The sequence below is a fragment of the Paraburkholderia sp. OAS925 genome, from assembly GCF_040543975.1.
Taxonomy (GTDB): Bacteria; Pseudomonadota; Gammaproteobacteria; order Burkholderiales; family Burkholderiaceae; genus Paraburkholderia; species Paraburkholderia graminis.
Map to the genome: position 1 here is coordinate 1121662 of NZ_JBEUNO010000001.1, position 20152 is coordinate 1141813.

The following is a 20152-nucleotide window of genomic DNA, read 5'->3' on the forward strand; positions in this document are numbered from 1 at the left end:
GGCCGCGTTCGTTGGGTCCGATCTTCCAAATCCGGCGACTGGTTGTCTGTTGGGCTGGCGCCTGGATTGAACATCAGCTAGGCGCACGTCTGACCTGTGAGCAAGCACGAACAGATGAATTCAATGTTAACCCTTTGGGAACCGAAAGGGGCGTCGGACGAAGGCAGGGCACGTGTCCGTTGACATTTGAGGTCTCAACGGCTCGCCAGACTGCAGACGTCGGCCTTCCGGTGACAGGCAGTGCGGCCGGACTATTAGTCTCGCGAGGTGCTCTTCGTCAACATTAGCCTCAAGTACGGTAACTTGGGGCCGTTAACAATTGCAATGAGTGCCCTCGGCTCGCCAGCCCACGGCCTCGCCCCGTCTCTCAGGTCCTGGCCGAAATTCACCTCGGAATGGTCAGGGCTAGTTTTTGCCGGCCCTCGCGGGCCGGTTTTTTTTTCGCGCAACGCGGCACCCTTCGGCGAGTGCGGACACTGTCGGGCTGCCGTCAGGCGGATACCTTTGCAGTACGGAGGGCTTCAGCGTGTCGATCCCGACCCATCCTCAACGTCAAATCCGCAGTTCTTGACGGCAACGGCCATACTGGATGACCTCGCGAGCGACATAACGCGCAAATCTGCAAGAGCCTCGTACGCAAATCCGCATATGCGAGCATTGGCGCATCACGCAGCGAAGCAACTTCTCTGTCTGCGTCAGGCAACCGCGGACGCCTCATTATCGCGGCCGCGCCACTGTTTGGCGACGGAGCCGCGCATCCTGCCGGGTCAGCCTTGAAGGGTGCCGAAGCTGGCGTGGTGCGCGAGTCGCGCGCGATAGTGACGCTGCGCGATTATCGAAACGCCGGTTCGGTGCGGGAAGGCTCGAATGTGGTGACCGTCGGAATAAAGACGACTGACGGCACGCGCATAGGAGCACTGCCGGATAACGCAGCGCAAAAGAAAAGAGCCGTTAGCGCCGGATTTGCATCGAGGATTCGGCCTCACCCGGCCAGTGCCGGAAGTTGCAGACCGGCGCGCAGCGTCAACCAGTGTCGACGCCGTTACTGTCCGAACAACAGCGCTGTGTATTTGGTGGATATCGTTGCACTGCGCTTGCCATTCGTATCGAAGTAGCGATCCTGCCGACAGACGCGCGCCTCGACGTCGCAGAAAACCCCATTCGCAAAAGTGAATTGCGTGCGCGAAAAGTCGCCTTGTGAAAAAAGGGTTTCCGCTGCCCTGTCCCCGAGATACCTCTGCGTCAACTGCCGGGAAATGCCTTTGTTGTTTGCGCACATGTAACGGTCACACAGCACGCCACGGATCGGCGACCGGACAATCGCGGCACCCTGTTCGGCGTAGCACGCCTTTGCTCCGACGACTAATAGCAAAGCCAGCAACGATCCTGCAAGCACTCTATTCATTCGCATAACGTTCCAGGTTGCCGCAGGAGGTCGGACTGAGGAAGGACTGGACGACTTTCCACTGAGGGCTTGCGTCTTCTTTTCCAGGCCGTCCGCTGTTTCCGCAGAGCGGATTGCCTCGGCCCTTACCGCAGGGATCGCCCGATGGAGCTACTTCACCAAGCTGACTGCCGTTCGACCGGCGGCCAGACGATGTTAGCGCCGCTGGCCGTTTTTGTATAGCTCCAGGGCGGACAGTTCGCTTCGGATAGTGCCGAACACAAGCTTCTCGTGTGGGATAGGTGCGACATGATTTTTCTTCACTGCTGCGAGTCAAGATCGTCATGGCTCACACCATGCCACGCCCAACAGCCGGCTGCGCGACGACTGCAATCCGTCGTCAGCGCGCGAGCCAGGCACGCCCAATTGAGAGGACCGACATGCTACAGCCATTTACGCATGACGATCTTTATGCTCTGCTGCAGCGCGCTGCCACAGGCGCCACCGCGGTGCAGTCCAGCGGCGCAGAGGCCGTGGTGGACAGAATGCGGCAATTCATGACCGCACAACTCGCAGAGAAGCTGCCGCAGTACCTCGTGCAATGTTTCGCGCTGTCAGCGACCGATAGCCGATCGCACTACGCACTTGCAATTTGCCGTCGGGAGCCCTCGCAGACCCTCTCGCCCGTCAGACTGCAATCGTCTGATGATAACGTGAGCGGCCAAACTTTTGTACTACCTGAACAGGCAGTTAGCCAGGAGGTCTGCAGCGTATAAGGTGGTCGCCCGGGACGATGCCACGCCAAGTTCGCGCAGCGTTATGCGCCAGTGGCGGTGCACCGCTTCCGCCCGGGACCGAAACGGCTACCATCCGCTAGCCGTTGCCAGAAGCGCTTAACCGACGAGGAAAGACATGCAACAGCCCTTCACTCATGACGACCTGTATGCTCTCTTGCAGCAGGCCGCTAACGATGCCGCCGCGGTGCAGGCCAGCGGCGCGCAGGCCGTGGTGGACAGAATGCGGCAATTCATGACCGCGCAGCTCGCAGAGAAACTATCTGCGTACGACGTATTTGTTCACATCTCGATCTCGCCTTATAGTTTTGACGTAGGTAGCTGGATGAACAAGGTCAAGACGGATGCGAGCGGACAGATCGCCGCCTGCACCGTCACCTGGGCGGGTGCGCCCGGCGTGCTGCCTGCTGGTGCTTCGAATCTTGGCATTGGTTGCGTGGTCACCTACTTTGCGAAGGCGGCATTGCAACCCCAACCAGAGCCACAACCGTCCAGTGGCGGCGAACGGGACGGCGTCTTCAACCTGCCGCCCAATACCCCCTTCGGTGTGACCGCGCTCGTGAACTCGTCGGCGCAGCAGACGATCTCCGTCTACGTGGACGACAATCAGAGCCCCGCGGCCACGTTTCAGGGCAACGGCACTCAGGACAAGAACCTGCAGACGCAGGTGTTGAACTCGGGCAAGGGCAAAGTGAAGGTTGTGGTTTCGGCCAACGGCAAGCCTTCGAAGCTGGGGTCGCGACAAGTCGACATCTTCAAGAAGACTTACTTTGGCCTCGTCGGATCGGAGGACGGTACCGATAACGACTACAACGATAGCCTGGTGGTGCTGAACTGGCCGCTGGGCTGATTGGCAGGACCGGCTAAGGATGCGGTCGCTGCCTGACCGCATCTGGTGTGACGGTGTCCAGACTATGGCGCAGGCCGCCCTCGTTACATTATGCCAGGTGAACCCGTCGTTCGGCCGATGGCGAGCTCGCTCACCGTTCCGCACAAGCAGCACAGAACGAGTGTGGCGCCAGTTCAGCGCTGGCGGCTTGCGCGTCGGGCACAAAGTTGCGGCATACCCCGCAAGACATAAGCGCGCGCAATTGCGGCGAGCCAGTCTTCTTTTTTCAATGTCGCTGACAGCGGTTCCGCTGCGGGCTAACGCCCGTTCTCCGGTGAACGCATGCATCATGGGTCGCACATCAACGTCGGCTGAAGCTGATCAAGCGCGCACAGCCGTCGAACTCTGAATGGCCGCTTTGAAAGGGATTGTGTTGAAAAAGTCTTGTTTTGGCTCGAAGCGCTGGAGTCAGCAGCACGTTTTTGAGTTGTGGCGATCGGCGAAGCGGCAAATTTGAACGAGGCAACGATCCCCGTTGCCGGTCATGCGACTGCCTGGCTCATCTGCTTGCTTGCTGGCACGAGCCGCTTGGCCATTCTTCGCAGATTTTGCGCAGTTGCTGCCATCAGAAATTCATCATGGGCACCGCTTGGACCGCGCAGTCGCAGACGATCCAGTTTCAGGATGTGTTTGAGATGGGCGAAAAGCATTCCCACCTTCTTTCGCTCACGGCAAGATTGGTTGTATTCAGGCGTCTTCGCAATACGTCTCGTTGTGTCACGCGCAGCTTCATGGATGCTTCGAGCTATCTTGCGGAATGGTGTATTCGGGCAGCAGCGATCCTTCATCGAACAGCTCTCACAGTCAATCTGGCTTGCCCGATAGATTATCGTGTCAGCCTTCGTGACTCGCGAGCGCGGATTTCTGAACTTGCGCCGATCGCTGCGTAGTGCGTGCCCGGTGGGGCAGCGGTCTTCATTGGCCAGCTCATCCCATTTGAACTCGCTGCTGGACAATGTATTGTCCTTGCGTGCGGTTTTATCCCAGACCGGAACATGTGGTGCAATTTCCTTCTCTTCGATCATCCAGGCAAGCACCGCCGCTGAGCCATACGCGGTGTCGCCTGCAAGACGTCGAGGTTTGAGATCATGCCGCCGCTCAACGCGGTCAATCATCGTCCTGGTTGATTCCACTTCGTGCGACCGGTTCGCGGGCGTCGCCTCAACGTCCACGATGATCCCTGCCTGCAGGTCAATAAGATAATTAGTCGAGTAGGCGAAGAACGGCAAGCCGCCCTTTGCGGCCGTCCAGCTCGCGGCGGGATTCGTCAGAGATACCCGCTTGGAGGCGTCGATTTCTCTACGTTCTCTGCCACTTCGGCGCTTGCCGGATTGGCTTCTTCCAATGCTTCCAAATACTCCCGCACTGCACGGGTTCAATCGCTGAGTGGACTTGAGTTCGTAGGGTGCACTCAAATGTAGCGTCGAAAAATCCCAGGGCCGACTATCGCTAGCCATACATTGGCAGCAGCAGGAACAACTTGATGACGATCGCGTTCGCGATGTCGATAAAAAACGCGCCGACCATCGGCACCACTAAGAACGCCAGATGCGACGGGCCGAACCGCTCGGTGATGGCCTGCATGTTAGCGATCGCCGTCGGCGTGGCCCCGAGGCCGAACCCGCAGTGTCCCGCGGCTAGCACCGCCGCATCATAGTTGCGGCCCATGACACGGAAGGTGACGAAAATAGCGTAGCCCGCCATGGCGATCGCCTGTACGACCAGGATGGCGAAAAGCGGCAATGCAAGCGAGGCCAGGTCTCCCAGGCGCAGGCTCATCAGCGCGATCGCGAGGAAGAGCGCAAGGCTCACATTGCCAAGCAGCGATACCGCGAGTTCGGACACCTGGTACCAGTCCGTCACGGCGAACCCGTTGCGAAGCATAATGCCGACGAACAATACACACACGAACGGAGGTAGCTCCAACGCGGTGCCGGTCAGCCACGATGCGAGCGCCGAGCCCACAGCGAGACAAACCGCAATCAGCGCCACGGTTTCAATCACAGCGTCCGCTGTGATCGCCCGAACCGCTTTGGGTTGCTCGAAACCCGTGGTGTCAGCGACATCGGGTTCACGGTTCGGAGCAAGGCCGTAGCGCGTGACGAGGAAACGCGCGACCGGGCCGCCTATCAATCCCCCGAGTATCAGGCCGAACGTGGCGCAGGCAATGGCAATCTCAGTCGCCGCCTGGAGCCCGTGACGCTCTGCGAATACCTTGGCCCAGGCGGCACCGGTGCCGTGGCCGCCTGAGAGCGTCACCGACGCGCCAAGCAGGCCGAGAATGCGCTCCTGCCCCAATGCCCAGGCGAGGCCGATGCCGAGCACATTCTGCATCACGAGCAAGCCGACCACGACACCAAGAAAGACAATCAACGACCGCCCGCCCGCTTTCAGGCTTGCCAGATTCGCATTAAGACCGATGGTGGCAAAGAAGGAGAGCATCAGCGGCACTTGAAGCGTCGTATCGAAGCGCACGTCGATCTGCAAGGTATTACGTAGCGCAAAGACCAGCAGCGCGATCAGCAGGCCACCCACAACCGGTTCGGGAATGCTGTAAGTTCGCAGAATGGATATCCGGGCAAGGATCTGCCTGCCAAGCACAAGAACGAGGGAAGCGGCCATGAGCGTTTCGAGCGTATCAAGGCTCACGATCGGTATTCGCCGCAAAGTGACGTTGGCACAGCTTCGGTCTGTTGCGCACGAGATAGTGGAAAGCACGCAGCGGCCGTCCGGTAGGAGATGCTTTGTCGATGCCTGCGTGTTCGATGCCTGATCATTGGGCAACACGTCGCGGTGCGCCGGGATCGGCCTAGTCGAAACGGGCAGCACCATACGCGCCAATCACAATTTTGCCCATTCTGGTGTAACCGGAAATTGAACTGAGACGTTCTGACGGCTGTCGGGGGGCAACCTACGGCTTCATTGCCCTTTACCACTGCGTGTGAGGAGTGGGGGCAGACCCAGCCTCATCTGCGACTCTCGATACGCAGAGATGAATTGCGAATCACCGTTCCTGACTCGTGTCAGCCAGTAGTCGAGGTCTTCCTGACACCCATCACTATCGATAACAGCAAAGCACTGTGAGTCCGCTGGCATCTGCAACGCCGCCCAATGAAACGCGAAGATCGTTTGCTGGTCCGCGAGTGCAAGCCGCAAGCCGCGCCTGTCGCCTTTCGTCAACCATTCTCTTATGACAGAAGACAGCGTTGCTTCCGTCTCTTCAGGCGTGTAAGCGAACACGTGTTGGCCGCCCTGCCGTGCACTGCGCAAATCGCTGGTGACGACAGCAACGACGAATGCGGTCGCCCGCGCGTCGCTAGATGTAGTCAGCGGCGCACCAGCCGTCACTCCTAGCCAAACAAAGAGAGCAATGAGGGTAGCAGCGTACTTCACGTCGGCGATGTCCTGAAAAGCGTGAATTGACAGTGGTGGTCGACCTGATGCTCACAGGAGTCTACTCTTGCCCGCCCAGCTTACATCCGGGAACACACGACATCCTCGACCGCAAATCCAGTCAGCGACTCTACGGTAGCCTAGGGAAAGTCGCAACGAGCGCGAGCGGCAGCCATTGCAGTGCCAGTATCGCATGGAGTGTGCTCCACCATCTGAGTAAGAAGCGGCAGCCAAACGACCTTGAGTCCTTGTTCGCAGTTGCGAGCGTGACGATGAACGAGAAAAAACTTTTTCTCGTATGTACGTTGCACTGCGGCAGTCACCGTCGCCTTAAGAGAGGCAACATCCGGACGAGTACAGCGTCGCGCACTACATAAAGTGACGAGACGTTGCGGCAGCCCGCGTGAGCTGCGGCGACCACGATGATTCCCTAGCAGGCTGGTGAAATACCTCATGTAGCGGTCATCCGTAACGAAGGGGTAAACGTTGAACCGATGTCACCAATGAGAGCGAGATGGAACGGATGCGAGGGCCAGATGGTTTTACGGAATCAATGTTCACGGTGTTGAAGCTGGACGATTTTGTGCCGAAGGGCCATCCGTTGCGTCCGATTCGCACGTGGCTCAATGACGCGCTCAAACGCATGGACGATGTGTTCGCGCGGATGTACGAAGCCGACGCGAAAGGAGGCCGGCCGAGCATCGCGCCGGAGAAGCTGGTGCGAGCTTTGTTGCTGCAGGTGCTGTACTCAATTCGTAGCGAGCGCATGCTGGTAGAACAGATTTCCTACAACATGCTGTTCCGCTGGTTCGTCGGCCTGCCGATGGACGGGACCGTGTGGGACCACTCGACGTTCAGCAAGAACCGCGACCGGTTGCTCGAACACGACGTGCTGGTGTTGCTCTTCAACGAGACAGTCGAGACCGCGCGCGAGCGCGGGTATCTTTCTGGGGAACACTTCAGCGTCGACGGCACGTTGATTCAGGCATGGGCCCGGCACAAGAGCTTTGTGCCCAAGACAAGTCCAGACGATGATGACACGCCTCCTGACGAACCGCCCGCGCCGAATGGCAACTGGCACGGACAGAAACGCAGTAACGAGACGCACCAATCCACGACTGACGTACAGGCGCGCCTGTTTCGCAAGAGCAAGGGAACCGGAGCGATGCTCTGTTATATGGGCCACGTGTTGACCGACAACCGACACGGCTTGGTGGTCAACGCACAGGTGACGCTAGCGACGCGCACCGCCGAGCGCGACGCGGCCGAGCTGATGCTCGCCGATGCCGCAAGTGTTGCGCCGCTCGGCATCACGGTCGGCGCGGACAAGAACTACGACACCGCCGGCTTCGTCGCGAGTTGTCGCGCGCATCGCGTCACGCCGCATGTGGCGCAAAACGATGGACGTCCAGGAGGTTCAGCAATTGACGAACGAACTACGCGCTGGCCAGGTTACGCGGTCAGCCAGCAAAAACGTAAGCGCATTGAGCAGGTATTCGGTTGGGGCAAGACAGTAGGACGAATTCGACAAGCGATGTATCGAGGACTTGAACGCGTAGACCAGCTCTTCGTGCTGACGCAGGTCGGCTACAACCTGACGCGTATGCGCACACTCGCGGGTTGAGGGGCAGAGAGCAATGAGCAACACCAATATCGTGAACCCGCGAGCAACGTCGAATGCTCGCAAACATGTTTCGCGTTTCAAAAGTGCGACCCCAGCATCCGTCGTGATGCACCTGGGCACATTAACGACCGATATTTCACCGGCCTGCTAGGGAATTCGCGCGCTTCGCCTAGATTGTGATGCGCAAACTTGCTCAGGGACGCAAACGGCGTGGACGCCTGCAATCCAAAAAGCTTATCCATTCGTTTCTGACCAGCGAAGCACGAACCAGGGCACGGCCTCGCATATCAATACAATACTGTGTGCTGCAGATGGCGGGCCGCTGTATACGCGCATCTGAAATTGCAAAACGCGTGCGGAGGAGCGAGGGCAATACGCGGCGGCACCTGCCGTATGCCAGGTGTCGCCGTACATGTGCCTCTGCACGACGAGCACCGGATGCATATGATCGAACAGCATGTAGCTGACACTGGAACCAGAACCGAGGCAACAATGGCCCCACCAGCCCGCAATCGAACTGGAGTGTTTGGACAACCGCTTCAGAGGACGTAGGGTTACCGGTGCGAAGTGCCGGACCCAACTGTACGCTTTACTATCTACGGACATCTACGGACATCTACGGACATCTACGGACCCCTCGGCTATGGCATCAAGGGCAAGAACTGGAGCGCCGTCGGACCAGCCTCGCCGACGAACTGCATGGCGTGGCCATTTCCGAGACGCTCGCGGGAATTGAAGCGGACTCCGAAAGAAAACGGACCTTTGGCGAATTGGCCGTCTCGGAACCAAAGCACGCGAAGAGCCGGGCAGACAAGCTCAAGGCTGGATGGCAAACCATGGCCGGCCAGAAGCAACCGAGGGCGTCGAGATTGCCGAGGCAGAGTCGTGGCACCGGGCGTATCGTCCGGTGCCACGACTCTGCGCGCCGCAGTACTCGGTGCTAACGACGGCCCGGCGTCGAATTTTTGCCTGATCATGTGTTTGCGGGGAGGGGAGGCGGAACCCAAACCGCGCCATCCTGTTGGCTGCGCTTGCCGGGAGTTTCGCGGGCGCCTGCTCGATGGCACTCGGGGAATGGCTCTCGGTAACCGATGCGCGCACGCTCGCGAGAACACAGATTGCGAAGGAGGGCGGACGAGCTGGCGCACGCTTCGGAGGCCGAAGAGCATGAGCTTCGTCTGATATATCGGGCAAAAGGCCTTTGTCGGCGTGCACCGTGCATGGGCCGGGAAACTATCTTCGCAATGACCCGGATTGGGCAGGTCGGTTACTAACCTGAGCCAAGCAGTCGACTTCGGCTGACACCGCCTTCAGTCCATGACCGGTTGTCGCAACGTTGTGCCTTCCCCGAACGCTGACCGTGCCCGGACATCGTCGCGCTAAGCATTCTGTTTAAGGTTTCCTTCAGCTTTGCTCCGTACTATCTGCGCGAGTCTGCCGTCGCGCTCGCCATCCCCGAGTTCCAGTTCCGACAGGCTCCTGACAGAAAACCGAAAGCGTCCTTTCAGGCTTGCTGGAGCGTCCATGAAAACTCTGTTCTTGCAGGCGCCGTCGTATGACGGCTTCGACGGGGGCGCAGGCTCGCGTTATCAGGCGAAGCGCGAAGTCCGCTCGTTCTGGTATCCCACGTGGCTTGCGCAACCCGCCGCGCTCGTGCCCGACAGCCGCGTGCTCGATGCACCCGCCGACGGCCTGTCCGTCGACGCAACGCTCGACATCGCGCAGCACTACGATCTCGTCGTCATTCATACCAGCACGCCGTCGTTCCCCACTGACGCGCTCTTTGCCGAAGACCTCAAGAAGCGCAAGCCGTCGCTTGTGATCGGCATGGTCGGCGCGAAGGTGGCCGTGGACCCGCACAATTCGCTGACAGCAAGCGAGGCGATCGACTTCGTGTGCCGCGAGGAATTCGACTTCACCTGCCAGGAAGTCGCCGCGGGCAAACCGTTCGCGCAGATTCTGGGCCTCAGCTATCGTGCCGCCGACGGCTCCATTGAGCACAACGCAGCGCGCCCGATCCTCGAGAACATGGACGAGTTGCCGTTCGTCGCGCCCGTCTACAAGCGCGATCTGAAGATCGACAATTACTTCATTGGCTATCTGAAGCATCCTTACGTGTCGATTTATACAGGACGCGGCTGCCGCTCAAAATGCACGTTCTGTCTGTGGCCGCAGACCGTGGGCGGACACCGTTATCGCACGCGTTCGGTCGAGAACGTGCTGGCTGAAGTGAAGTGGATTCGCGACAACATGCCCGAAGTGAAGGAGATCATGTTTGACGACGACACCTTCACCGACTTCAAGCCGCGCGTCGAGGAAATCGCCCGTGGTCTCGGCAAGCTCGGCGTGACGTGGTCGTGCAACGCAAAAGCGAACGTGCCGTATTCCACGCTGAAGATCATGAAGGAAAACGGCCTGCGCTTGCTGCTGGTCGGCTACGAGTCCGGCGACGATCAGATCCTGCTGAACATCAGGAAGGGATTGCGCACCGACATCGCGCGGCGCTTCAGCGACGACTGCCGCAAGCTCGGCATCAAGATTCACGGCACCTTTATTCTCGGCTTGCCGGGCGAAACGCAGCAGACCATTCAGAAGACGATCGACTACGCGAAAGAGATCAATCCGCACACTATTCAGGTGTCGCTCGCGGCGCCGTATCCGGGCACGCGGCTCTACGACCAGGCGGTCGAAAACGGCTGGCTCGAAGAGAACAAGGTGATCAACCTCGTCAGCAAGGAAGGCGTGCAACTCGCGGCCATCGGCTATCCGCATCTGTCGCGCGAGGAGATTTATCACCAGCTCGAAAACTTCTACAAGCGCTTCTATTTTCGTCCGTCGAAAATCTGGGAAATCGTGCGCGAGATGCTGACCAGTTGGGACATGATGAAACGGCGCTTGCGCGAAGGCGTCGAATTCTTTCGCTTTCTGCGCGCACACGAGGCGTGAACGGCGCGCATTGGGCCGCCACGGTCTTCGTTCATGCGTGCGCTTATCTCTGCGCTGCATGCGCACTGTTCGGCATCGGCTACACGACGATTGCGAGCGTGCTGATCGGGCGGTTTTTTGCGCGGCCTGTCGCGGAGCCCGCCAGCTTTCCGGCGGTGACGGTCGTGAAGCCGCTGCACGGCAGCGAGTGGGCGCTGCTCAGCAATCTGTCGAGCTTCTGCGAGCAGAACTATCCGGGCCCAGTGCAGTTTCTCTTTGGCGTGCATGACCCGGCGGACCCCGCATTGCACGCCGTCGAGAACCTGCAGCGCCTGCGTCCACGCGCGGACATCACCGTGATCGTGGACGCGCGCCTCTATGGCCCCAATCGCAAGATCAGCAACATCATCAATATGATGCCGCACGCGCGGCACGACCTGCTTGTGTTCGCCGATAGCGACGTTGGCGTGGGGCCCGACTATCTGCGGCATATCGTCGGCGAACTGGAGAAGCCCGGCGTGGGCCTCGTGACCTGCGTGTATCGAGCGCAGCCCGATCCCGGCTTCTGGCCGCGCCTGTCCGCGACCGCGACGCACTATCAGTTCCTGCCCGGCGTCGTCACCGGTCTCGCGCTCCGTCTCGCGCGGCCTTGCTTTGGACAGACCATTGCAATGCGGCGCGGCACGCTGGAGAAGATCGGCGGCTTTCTGCCGTTCGTGCGTCATCTTGCTGAAGACCATGCGATAGGCGAGGCAGTGCGCGCAATCGGCGAGACAGTGGCGATTCCGCCGCTTGCCATTTCGCACGCTTGCGCGGAGGCCAGCGCAGCGCAGTTGTTTGCGCATGAGTTGCGCTGGAGCCGGACGATTCGCAGCGTCGATCCGACAGGTCATTTTGGCTCTGCGTTGATGCATCCGTTGCCATTGGCCTTGCTCGCTGTCGGCTTGTCGAGCGACGCGCCGTGGGCCTGGCTAATCGCGGCGCTTGCATTGTCCGCGCGCTTCGCACTGAAGGTGAGCGCGGATCGCGCATTGCGGCAGGCGCATGGCGGCGCGTGGATGCTGCCCATATGGGATATCGTGTCGTTTGCGATCTTTGTCGTGAGCTTCTGGAGTTCGCGGGTGGTCTGGCGCGGGTTTAGCTTTGACGTCGATGGCGACGGCCTGCTGTCGTCCGCGCAGGACGAATGACGACGAATGACGACGAATGACGACGAGAGGAGTTTAGGCGGCGATGATGCGCACGTCTTCCGAATGGCGCGATGAGCGGCAAGCCCGTCGCGCAACGAACGCGCGAAAGGTGTCCGCATGATGAAGCATCTCGGGCGCGTGGCCGCACTCGCGGGACTGGCTGCGTCGCTGTGGCTCGTGTGGCGGGACAACCCGGTCGCGGTGCTCGGCGCGCTGCGCGCCGCCGGCGCGGGGCTTGTGCTCGCGGCACTCGCACATGTCCTGCCGATGCTCGCCAATGCCTGCGACTGGCGCTCGCTGATTCGCGGCGCGAACCGGCCGCGCGTGCTCGACATGCTGCATCTCGTGTGGGTGCGCGAATCGGTCAATAGCATGCTGCCGGTCGCGCGCATCGGCGGAGAGGTCGTGTCGTTCCGCATGCTCAGGCGCTGGGGCGTGCGGCCTTCCACGGCGGTGGCGAGCATCATCGCCGATATGCAGTTGACGGTGATCAGCCAGTTGCTGTTCACGATGGTCGGCATTGGTTTTCTGTTTGCGCACGCGCATTCGGGCACGCTGCGGCTCGCTGGGCAACTTGCGTGGGGCGTGGTCGTGCTGACGCCGCTTCTCGTTTTGTTCGCGCTCGTGCAGCACGCGAGTCCGTTCGAACGCATGACGCGCGCGCTCAATCACATCACGAGCGGCAAGCTCGCCGCACTCGTTGGACAGTCCGCGCAAATCGATCTGGCGATCAAGCTGATCTGGCGGCGCCGCGCCGTCGTGCTGCGCTATCTGTTCTTCTGGCAGCCGCTGCAGTGCGCGCTGACGTCGCTGGAAATCTGGCTCGCGCTGTATTTTCTCGGCACGCAAGTCACGCTGGTTGAAGCCGTCGTGATCGAGTCGTTGATCCAGGCCATCAGCAGCGCGGCCTTCTTCGTGCCGGGCGGCCTCGGCGTGCAGGAGGGCGGTTTTATATTGATCGGCGGCGCTCTGGGGCTCGATCCATCGACGTGTCTCGCGCTTGCCGGCGCGCGCCGCATTCGCGATCTGCTGATGTTCGTGCCAGGGCTGATTGCATGGCAGTTCGCGGAAGGCGCGAACCGCGCGCCCGTGCGCCGTCAGGCGCAGCGGAACCCGCAACGGGCGGAACTCGCGGACACCCGCGTCGCCTGCGATACGAACCGCCGCTAGGCCGCGGCCTTCAGTCGCTCGTCAGGCGCGGCGGTAGAGGCGGGAAACGATACTTCGACGGAGAGTCCGCGGCTCTCGAGGCCGGGTCCGAAGCGCACGGTCGCGCCAAAGTGTTCCGCAATGCGCGCGACGATCGAGAGGCCAAGCCCGCTGCCGGTCGCCTGGTTACCAGTGGCGCGAAAGAACCGGTTGGTCAGCCGCGCGACATCTGCCGAGGCCACACCGGGACCGTCGTCGCGCACGGTCACGACAACGCGATTATCGAGCGGCTCGTGCGCGCTCTTGACCGCAATTTCGATGTTGCCGCCCTCGCTTCCGTACTTGATTGCGTTGTCCACCAAATTGTCGAACAGGATACCGATCAGCACAGGGTCCGCATTGATCTCGGCCTGCATGTCGCAGTCGAGCATCGCGCGCATGTTTTTTTGCTGCAGGTTGCCGGCGTTGGCCAGCACGGCATGCTTCGCGAGCGCCCCAGGCGCGAGCGGTGCCGTCGACAGTTTTTCATGCATGTCCAGACGCGCGAGCAGCAGCAATTGCTCGGCGAGCCGCGCGCTGCGATCCACGCCTTGCACGACGCGCTCCATCGCGAGTCGCTGCCGCGCCGGGTCGGGCTCGGCGAGCGCAACCTGTGCCTGCACTTTGATGGCGGCCAGCGGCGTCTTCAGTTCGTGAGCGGCGTCGGCGGTAAACGCGCGTTCACGTTCGAGCGAATGGTGCAAACGCGAGAGCAGCAGATTGAGCGCGTCGACGAGCGGGCGCACCTCGGTCGGCGCGTCGCCGATTTCGACAGGCTCAAGGCGGTTGATATCTCGCGAACGGATTGCATCCGACAGCACGCGCAGCGGCGCAAGGCTCCAGCCGATGCTGAACCACACGAGCAACGCGAGGACCGGCAGCGCAATCAGGGCAGGGCGCGCGATACGGTTCGCCACTCCGCTGACCAGATCGCTGCGCGTATTGGCCTGCTCGAATACGCGCACCGTGTGGCCGAGCGCCGTGCCGCGCAGCGTGAACGAGTGATACGTCTGACCGCCCAGCACGACGTCTTGCGTGCCGGTGACCGCCGGCAGCGGCAGATCCCATGCACCGAGCGCGCGCAGGGCAGGGCTGCCGGCAATCACGTCGCCGCTGCGCGTGCGCACCTGAAATAGCGCGTCGCGCGGCAGCGAGTCGTCGTCGTCGTTATCGCTCGCACTGGTCGCGCCGCCTCTTTCTTCCTCTCGCACGTCGATGTGCGCGTTGGCAAGCGTGGCGAGGTTGGCCTGATCGAGAAGCGCGAGAATCTGCGCGACTTCCGCGAGGCGGGCTTCTTCCCATTCGCCGACTTCCTGCGTGGCCTGACGATAACTCGACGCAAGCGCAATCGCCCAGACCGCCGCGATGCTGCCGAGCACGAGCAGCATAAGCCGCCTGCGAATGGATGCGCTCATTTACTCTTTCTCCACCACGTAGCCGATATTGCGCACGGTTCGTATGAGCTTTGCGCCAAGCTTCCTGCGAAGGTTCGAGATGTGCACCTCGATCGCATTGCTCTCGATTTCCTGCTGCCAGCCATACAGGCTTTCTTCGAGGCACGAGCGCGACTGCGGAATGCCCTGGTTGGTCAGCAATTGCAGCAGGATTGCCCATTCGCGCGACGTGAGCGGCACCCGCGTGCCGGCAATCTGCGCCGTTTGCGCCACCGGGTTCACCGTGAGATCGCCATAGCGGATTACCTCGACGCTGCGGCCTTGCGCGCGGCGAAGCAAGGCGCGGCAACGGGCCGTCAGTTCCGTGAGGTCGAAGGGCTTGCCGAGGTAATCGTCCGCGCCGGCCTCCAGACCGCTCACGCGGTCTACCACCGTGCCGCGTGCCGTCAGCACAAGCACCGGCACGTCGTTGCCGGCGTCGCGGATTCGCTTGAGCAGATCCATGCCGGACACGCGCGGCAGGCCGAGATCGAGTACGACGAGCGCGTAGCTCGTGGTGTCCAGCGCGAGACCTGCTTGATGGCCGTCGCGCGCCCAGTCGACCGTGAAACCCGCCTGACGCAGACCCGCTTCGACCCCGCAACCGATCAGGTCGTCGTCTTCAACCAGTAGTACACGCATGGGACTGAAATTCCGTTGAGTGTTGTGATCACGATTGCGATGCACCGCGGAAAAGCGGCGATGAAGTCCGCAGTTTAACCGCGCTGTTCACGGCGGGTTCTACTGCGGTCTGCTTAAGGTTTCCTTCAGCTTGAATCGCTACTATCGCCCATCAACAGCTTACTGTCTTGTGAGTGACAGGAGCGTGCGGCGTCGTGTCGAGTTGCGAGTTTCACTCGACGCGGTTCCGGTACATCGATGGAATGCATGGCGACCGCGGTGACGGTTTTATCGGCTGCGACGAGCGGTTCCTGAAGCAGGCGCCGCTTCGTCGCAAGAAGCCGTGCATGCTTTTCATCGCGCTACGAGACGAAGCCATGAAGCCAGTCACCGCCGATATGTTGCGCGCGCACCTAATGGTCGCTTCGCTCACGGCTGTCGCCGCCGACCTGCTCGCGTGCGTGACGGTCTTCGTGGATCCCGGCGCCGAGCACCTGTTCGTGTCAGCGGCTTTCCGGCTCTCTTCTATCGCGGTGATGGCCGGCGGCGTCATGGTCGCGCGCCAGTTCGCGCAAGCCGCGTTCCGGGCCGCCGTCGCAGACCGCCATGCAAGCGTTGCGTCTGTCTGCAGCAGGCCGATCGATCTCGCGTCGGATTGCCCGCGGTTGTGGCTCGTCGTGCTGCATCTGCGTCTCACGGGGAAGCCGTTCGTCTTGAGCAAACGCTGACGGAGCGCGGCAATGGCATCGCATGCATTACCGGTATCCGAATGGCTTCTGCTTGCCGGCTGCGTCGGCGCGTCGCTGTATGCCGTGGTGGCTGCGCTCGCGTTGCCGTTCTTCGGGCTGCGCGGCAGCACGCGTTCGCTCCATCCGTTTTCGCCGGTGCGCGTGAGCGTGCTCAAGCCCTTGTGCGGTGTCGAGCCGCGCCTGTATGAAAATCTGCGAAGCTTCTGCGAGCAGCGCCTCGATCATTTCCAGCTGGTATTCGGTGTGGGTTCTGCCGACGATCCCGCGATTGCCGTGGTGCGCCGTTTGCAAGCCGCGTATCCGATGCTCGACATCGAACTCGTGATCGACGCGCGCGTGCACGGCAGCAATCTGAAAGTGAGTAATCTGGTCAATATGGCCGAGCGCGCGCGGCATGACGTGATCGTGATTGCCGATAGCGATATCGCCGTCGAAGCCGATTATCTCTGCGCTGTCGCCGCGCCGCTGGCCGATCCTTCTGTCGGCGTTGTCACCTGTCTGTATGTCGCGCACGGCGTGAGCGGTTTCTGGTCGCGGGTGGGCGCGCTCTTCGTCAACGAATGGTTCGGACCTTCGGTGCGCGTCGCGCATATGGTCCGATCACGTCGCTTCGGTTTCGGCGCCACGCTTGCTTTGCGGCGCGAGACGCTCGAACGCATCGGTGGCTTCGGGCGCCTGAAGAACTGTCTCGCGGACGATTACTGGCTCGCCGAACACGTGCGCGCCCTCGGTTTGCGAACGGTGCTGTCGCGAATGATGGTCGCCACCGACGTCACCGAAACAACGTTCACCGCGCTCTGGCAACGCGAGACGCGCTGGTTGCGCACGATACGTTCGGTGAATCCGCTCGGCTTTGCGTTTCTCTTCATTACGTTTGCTACGCCGTGGCTCGTTGTCGGCGTCGGGCTCACGGCTTGCCTTGTTGCAAGTCAGCAAGGTGCCCTGCATGGCTGGCCGGCGTATTTGACCGCGGTCAATATGGCCGCGGGCCTGGCCGCGCGCGTCGTGCTGCACGCGCGGGCAGTGCGTCAGCAACAGGCATTGCATCGCGGGTTGAGGGACGGGGCAGGGGACGCGTTGTCGTCCGCTTTATCGTCCGCTTCATCGGACACATTATCGGACGCATTCGGCCGTGCTTTCTGGCGCGATCTGCCGCTCGTTCCATTGCGCGATAGCTTGCTGTTCGTGCAGTGGATCGCCAGCGCCTTCGGGTCTCATGTCATGTGGCGAGGCGCCAGAGTGCCGGTTGGAACTTCGCGTTCCGCGTCGCGCGGCGCGCAGTTGCCGTTGATGGATACCATCGAGGCGTCCGATGGCCGCTAAGCCGCGCGCACTCATCGTGACCGCCGACGACTTCGGCCTGCATCCGCGGGTGAACATGGCCGTCGAGCAGGCTCATGTCAGCGGCGTGCTCACGGCCGCAAGCCTGATGGTCGGTGCACCCGCCTCGAGCGACGCAATCGCGCGCGCCCGCGCGATGCCGCGCTTGCGAGTCGGCCTGCATCTGGTACTCGCCGACGGCGATCCCGTCATGCCGCGCGCGGGCATCGCCTCATTGCTCGACGAGCATGGGCGCTTCGGCAGCAACATGGTGCGCGACGGGATACGCTTTTTCTTCCTGCCGCACGTGCGCAAACAGCTTGCCCGGGAAATTCGCGCGCAGTTCGAGGCGTTCGCCGACAGCGGGCTCACGCTCGATCATGTCAACACGCACAAGCACTTTCATCTGCATCCGACGGTGCTCGATTTGATCCTCGAAATTGGGCGCGAGTTCGGCATGAAGGCGATGCGCTTGCCGCTCGAAGTCAATGCGCCATTGTGGTTGTGCCCCTGGATCGCGAGGGTGAGGGCGCGACTCGACGCCGCCGGAATTCTCCATAACGATTATGTTGTCGGCGTGGCCGACAGCGGGCAAATGGATGAGCGTGCGTGGCTCGCGGCGCTTGCTGCCTTGCCGGATGGCGTGGGCGAGATCTATTGCCATCCTGCTGTTGCAGGGGAGTGCGCATTGACTTGCGGTATGCGCGCGTATCGTCATGCGGATGAATTGAAAGCGCTGCTCTCGACGGACGTGGCCCTCGCCATTCGACGCCTGGGCGCGAAGACCGGTGGATTCACCGACGTGTTGAGCGGCCCCCAGGCACACTGAGTCCCGCTTGCGACTTGCCATTCAGCAGTGCTTAGGGGTTGAGTCGCCTGGCAAAACGTGAGCTCGGTGAGGAGAAGCCATCGCATTGCCCTCCGCGCTGTTGCCTTATTACGGCTAGAAAAAGGCGGGTTCAGGACGCGGAAGTTGCTGCCGTAATACATCTATCCACAGTCATCACTTTGCAAAAGCAGTGTGCTGCGCCCCGCTTGCGTGCACTGACGGACCAACAAAAATGGAAAGCTTCTCCGTCACAGCGCGTCTGACGCTCACCTAGTGCATCCTCGGTTTCCTGCTGTGCCTCTCCGTGGGCTTCGGGCTGTACGGGATCAACGCTCTAAACGCGTCGGCCAAGGACGTCAGCCTGAATTCCCTACCCGCCGTCGATGCGCTTTGGCTTTTTGCGACCTGTTCGTTGCGCGGGCTCGATTTTCGCTTGACCGGTATGCATTGGACCCGGCCGCGGGCAAAGGTCGGGACTGCGCGAGCGCGCGGAAAAGTGCCTGACTGAATCCGACGAATGGAACAACAAATACGACCCGATCCCGCGCGGATCTGACGAGACCAGCATGTCTGTGACCAGTACGCGCCGTTCTATACGAAAGTCATCAACTCACCGGTGCGGGACGCCACTCATGTGCTCGACGGGCTGCTCTGCCACGAGTTAGATTTGCTGATCGAGGAACACTACCGATACCGCCGGCTTCACCGATCACGTGTTCGGGCTATGCCCCTTCGTCGGGTTCCAGTACGCGCCGCGCATAGCCGATCTTGCAGACAAGAATCTGTACGTTCCCGGCAAGGCAGCGGACTGGCCTGCACTGGCGGCACTGATCGGTGTGGACGGTGGACGGCTGGACGGCGACAATGAGCTTGCCCGGTCGTGAACAAGCGCGTCGCCAAGGGGCGCTTCCGCGCCTCTGCGGACGGTCAAATCGAACTCCCCAAGGTCTTAGCGTACGTAAAAATCCGTTTCTTGAGGGCGCCCCGACGTCAGCAGGCCCAGCCGATTGCGGGCGTTGGCGGCAGCGCGAGGCCGGACTGTTGTCGCCTGCACGAGTGAACTCGAACTCCACGGCCACAGCTGCATGCGATGCGATCAGGCCTGGAATGGCAGGTAGGTGCGCTTTCCTTTGGCGCTTTCGGTCGAGCGTCCTAAACAACAATACATCGCCCTTTACCCAAATGCATGAACCCTTGTGACGAGTCAAAAAAAGGAAAAGACGCAACAACACATAGATGAGCGGCTTTGCGAGTGACAGAGATCGAACGGAAATCTGTACGATGTCTTGACCGAGATACGAGCGCCTTTGGTCGATCCGTTCAGGCGGCTGGCCGGACGCGAAAACTTCAACCATAACCGCTCGTAGGATGTTGCGCCTCATGATAAGGCCTCAAATACAAGTAGTGCCCCCAGTCGGAGTATCGGTTGCAGAATGCCCCGGAGTTTTCTCGCTCAAAAAATCCCGTGTGCCCATCGTCATCAAGCCTTAAGATGAAAAAATCGCGATTGACTGGAGCGGGCGTCGCCATGCCGTCATGGTCGCGCCCGCCGCGCCTTGCATTACTGCGACTCTCGCTGGTTTTGATGCTTGTGGTGCTTGTGCGAACGATGATGGCTCGAGCGGGTACTGGTCGGTGCCGACGTGTTGTCTCCCCCGGCAGTCGGGGCCGCCGTCGCCGCGCCGTGTGCGTTGCCGCCGCCTGATCCGCCGTTGCCGTTGCCGCCCGCTTGCGCGCTCGCCATGCCAGAAACGGCCAATGCGGCCAAAAGTACAAGCATCGATTGAATGCCTCGCATATTTTGCTCCTTGAT

The 20152-nt window shown here is 61.1% G+C and carries 13 protein-coding genes and 4 pseudogenes; 11 read left to right on the top strand and 6 right to left on the bottom strand.

Features of this window, described 5'->3' with window-relative positions; genetic code table 11:
• Positions 1 to 1042 precede the first annotated feature (1042 nt).
• Positions 1043 to 1405, bottom strand: coding sequence for a YcgJ family protein (locus tag ABIE53_RS04945; RefSeq protein WP_502922726.1), 363 nt, complete (start codon positions 1403 to 1405; stop codon positions 1043 to 1045).
• Positions 1406 to 1824: 419 nt separating this feature from the next.
• On the opposite strand from ABIE53_RS04945, the pseudogene ABIE53_RS04950 reads away from it, so the two are divergent.
• Positions 1825 to 1977: pseudogene (locus tag ABIE53_RS04950) on the top strand (fucose-binding lectin II); the annotation flags it as partial.
• A 319-nt stretch (positions 1978 to 2296) separates the two neighbouring features.
• Positions 2297 to 3028, top strand: coding sequence for a fucose-binding lectin II (locus ABIE53_RS04955; RefSeq protein ID WP_192700082.1), 732 nt, complete (start codon positions 2297 to 2299; stop codon positions 3026 to 3028).
• Between the two features lie 521 nt (positions 3029 to 3549).
• Here the strand turns inward: ABIE53_RS04955 and ABIE53_RS04960 are convergent.
• From ABIE53_RS04960 to ABIE53_RS04970, 3 genes and pseudogenes are all read right to left on the bottom strand, one after another.
• Positions 3550 to 4442, bottom strand: a pseudogene (locus ABIE53_RS04960) (transposase); the annotation flags it as partial.
• 74 nt (positions 4443 to 4516) lie between these two features.
• Positions 4517 to 5716, bottom strand: a complete 1200-nt coding sequence (gene gltS, locus ABIE53_RS04965; protein WP_502922727.1) for a sodium/glutamate symporter — start codon at positions 5714 to 5716, stop codon at positions 4517 to 4519.
• 270 nt (positions 5717 to 5986) lie between these two features.
• Positions 5987 to 6460, bottom strand: a complete 474-nt coding sequence (locus ABIE53_RS04970; protein WP_192700083.1) for a hypothetical protein — start codon at positions 6458 to 6460, stop codon at positions 5987 to 5989.
• A 523-nt stretch (positions 6461 to 6983) separates the two neighbouring features.
• Between ABIE53_RS04970 and ABIE53_RS04975 the strand changes: the two genes are divergently transcribed.
• The 5 genes and pseudogenes from ABIE53_RS04975 (at position 6984) to ABIE53_RS04995 (ending at position 13369) form a co-directional block, all read left to right on the top strand.
• The gene (locus ABIE53_RS04975) at positions 6984 to 8084 is read left to right on the top strand and encodes an IS5 family transposase (protein ID WP_192700097.1); all 1101 of its coding nucleotides are present in this window, start codon (positions 6984 to 6986) and stop codon (positions 8082 to 8084) included.
• Between the two features lie 614 nt (positions 8085 to 8698).
• Positions 8699 to 9286 (top strand): annotated as a pseudogene (locus ABIE53_RS31975) (VIT1/CCC1 transporter family protein); the annotation flags it as partial.
• Positions 9287 to 9608: 322 nt separating this feature from the next.
• Positions 9609 to 11030 carry a hopanoid biosynthesis associated radical SAM protein HpnJ gene (gene hpnJ, locus ABIE53_RS04985; protein WP_006050771.1) on the top strand — a complete coding sequence of 474 codons (1422 nt, stop codon included), beginning with the start codon at positions 9609 to 9611 and terminating at the stop codon, positions 11028 to 11030.
• Positions 11027 to 12199 (top strand): bacteriohopanetetrol glucosamine biosynthesis glycosyltransferase HpnI, encoded by a 1173-nt coding sequence (hpnI, locus tag ABIE53_RS04990; RefSeq protein ID WP_192700520.1) that lies wholly within the window; start codon positions 11027 to 11029, stop codon positions 12197 to 12199. Before hpnJ ends, hpnI (ABIE53_RS04990) begins: the two co-directional genes overlap by 4 nt.
• Before the next feature lie 117 nt (positions 12200 to 12316).
• Positions 12317 to 13369 (top strand): lysylphosphatidylglycerol synthase domain-containing protein, encoded by a 1053-nt coding sequence (locus tag ABIE53_RS04995; RefSeq protein WP_192700521.1) that lies wholly within the window; start codon positions 12317 to 12319, stop codon positions 13367 to 13369.
• Here ABIE53_RS04995 and ABIE53_RS05000 read toward each other — a convergent pair.
• Positions 13366 to 14802, bottom strand: coding sequence for an ATP-binding protein (locus ABIE53_RS05000; RefSeq protein ID WP_192700522.1), 1437 nt, complete (start codon positions 14800 to 14802; stop codon positions 13366 to 13368). The two genes, ABIE53_RS04995 and ABIE53_RS05000, sit on opposite strands and share 4 nt — an antisense overlap.
• The gene (locus ABIE53_RS05005; RefSeq protein WP_192700523.1) at positions 14803 to 15462 is read right to left on the bottom strand and encodes a response regulator; all 660 of its coding nucleotides are present in this window, start codon (positions 15460 to 15462) and stop codon (positions 14803 to 14805) included.
• Positions 15463 to 15818: 356 nt separating this feature from the next.
• Here ABIE53_RS05005 and ABIE53_RS05010 point away from each other — a divergent pair, with 356 nt between their 5' ends.
• The 4 genes and pseudogenes from ABIE53_RS05010 to ABIE53_RS05025 form a co-directional block, all read left to right on the top strand.
• A complete protein-coding gene (locus tag ABIE53_RS05010; protein ID WP_029972141.1) occupies positions 15819 to 16169 on the top strand; it encodes a hypothetical protein in 351 nt (116 codons plus the stop codon).
• A gap of 12 nt (positions 16170 to 16181) precedes the next feature.
• Complete coding sequence (gene hpnI, locus ABIE53_RS05015) at positions 16182 to 17513, top strand: bacteriohopanetetrol glucosamine biosynthesis glycosyltransferase HpnI (RefSeq protein ID WP_192700524.1); 1332 nt, start codon at positions 16182 to 16184, stop codon at positions 17511 to 17513.
• Positions 17503 to 18339, top strand: coding sequence for a hopanoid biosynthesis-associated protein HpnK (gene hpnK / locus ABIE53_RS05020; protein WP_192700525.1), 837 nt, complete (start codon positions 17503 to 17505; stop codon positions 18337 to 18339). The genes hpnI (ABIE53_RS05015) and hpnK overlap by 11 nt, the downstream gene beginning before the upstream one ends.
• Before the next feature lie 565 nt (positions 18340 to 18904).
• A pseudogene (locus ABIE53_RS05025) lies at positions 18905 to 19175 on the top strand (Tn3 family transposase); the annotation flags it as partial.
• Positions 19176 to 20152 lie beyond the last annotated feature (977 nt).